This is a genomic window from Halobacillus sp. BBL2006, from assembly GCF_000786645.1.
In the GTDB taxonomy this organism is placed as follows: Bacteria; Bacillota; Bacilli; order Bacillales; family Halobacillaceae; genus Halobacillus.
The window spans coordinates 1-1,215 of the sequence record NZ_JRNX01000305.1 but is presented as its reverse complement, the minus strand read 5'-3'; the positions used below and the strand labels follow the sequence as shown (position 1 = coordinate 1,215).

The following is a 1,215-nucleotide window of genomic DNA, read 5'->3' as shown; positions in this document are numbered from 1 at the left end:
CTTTTTTTTCATTTTCTATACCTCCACTTGTCTTTGAATAAAAATGTAACAGGTAAAGATGAAATTTATCTGAAAAAACAATAGGTTTCTAAGACAGGCTGATAACTTACGTCGAATTGCCCTAGGGTACTGAACAGGACGAGCTATCCAAAAAAAGCCACCGCTCTATAATAGAGCGGTGGCAAACCTTTTAATTATTAGGCGCTGGTTCTTCGCTGGAAGAATATTGACTGCTTGTGTCATCGGCTGTTTCTGTTTTGAGGTCAAGAGCTTGCTTCAAGTTCATTTTCACTTCTTCTAAGCTTTCTTCCTCAGGAACGAAATAATAAAGGCCATCTTCCAGGCGTTTATTTTCGCCTTCAATATTGAACGTTTTCGTTTTTGATTCCTCAGATGAAAATACTTTTTGTATGGCATAAATTTCTTGTGGTGAGAGATTGGTTTTCACATTTTTACCAAGAATATCTGCAAAATCTCCGGCCTTGAACAGCGTACCCGCAGAAATCGCTTCGTCGATGGATGCCTGGATGAACTGACGTTGGCGCTCGTCCCTCGGGTAAGTGAGGTTAGCTTCACGTTTTCTCATCCGCACGAATGCCAGAGCCTCTTCGCCATCCATTTTCATGGTGCCTTCTTCAAATTCAATCTTCTTATACCAGTCTAAGCTGCTTCGTTCCCAGAATGGTTCTTTGACATCGATCGTTACGCCTCCTAAAAGATTAACGATCTCAGTAAAACCTTCAAAATTGACGGTCGCATACTTATCAATCGGAATGTCTAAATAATTTTCAACTGTTTCAACCGTCAATTTTTCTCCTCCATAACCGGAGAGTTCTCCAAGTGAGAAAGCAGCATTGATCTTATGGTTTCCTGCATACTGTTCACCTACTTTTGAAGCTGGGATTTCGACTTGAGTATCTCGTGGAACACTTGTCATCGTCATTTTGTTTGTTTTAGGATCAAGCGTCATGACGATTTGCGTATCGGCTCTGCCAGCTTCGCCATTCGTTGAATAATCTTCAACTCCCATTAGCAAGATGGAAATCGGATCATCACCGATATCAACAGCTTCATCACGTAAATCAGATTTATCACCACGGCCAAGATCCTGGAAGGACGCCGTGTATACTTGGGAGACGTAATAGAATCCGCCTCCAATTAATATCGCAATCAATAATAAGAGTGTGGCTACTCGTCTTCTCTTTTTCTTTTTAT

At 41.0% G+C, this 1,215-nt stretch carries 1 protein-coding gene; it reads right to left on the bottom strand.

Annotated features, from left to right (window positions below; translation table 11 throughout):
• Window positions 1-190: 190 nt before the first annotated feature.
• Window positions 191-1,215, bottom strand: a 1,025-nt coding sequence (locus tag LD39_RS09805) for an LCP family protein (RefSeq protein ID WP_035545673.1), incomplete at its 5' end; no start/stop codon positions are given.